The organism is Leucobacter sp. M11, from assembly GCF_035726885.1.
Taxonomy (GTDB): Bacteria; Actinomycetota; Actinomycetes; order Actinomycetales; family Microbacteriaceae; genus JAPFRB01.
Genome location: NZ_JAPFRB010000004.1, coordinates 152,919 through 153,234, shown reverse-complemented (window position 1 = coordinate 153,234; position 316 = coordinate 152,919). Strand labels below are relative to the sequence as shown.

At 72.2% G+C, this 316-nt stretch carries 1 pseudogene; it reads right to left on the bottom strand.

The window, feature by feature from the left end:
* Positions 1 to 316: pseudogene (locus OOT08_RS12675) on the bottom strand (leucyl aminopeptidase); the annotation flags it as partial.

Sequence of the window (316 nt, the reverse complement as noted above, 5' to 3'; positions counted from 1 at the left end):
ATGTCGGCCTTCATCCAGGAGATCTCCTGGCCGTTTTGCTTCACGTTCATGCCGCCCGCGTCGAAGGTAATGCCTTTGCCGACCAGGCCGACGACGGGGCCGTCCGCCGCCCCGATCAGTTCAACGGCCACGGCCGGCCGAGCGCTGCCCGCGGCCACGCCGAGCAGTCCCCCGAAGCCGGCCTCGGCAAGCTCCGCCTCCGACCAGACCCGCACGGCGAGCCCGCTCCCCTCGGCCCGGGCGACAATCGCCGCGGCCATTTCCTCGGGCCCGAGCCGGTTCGGCGGCTCCTCGACGAGCCGACGCACCCAGGCAA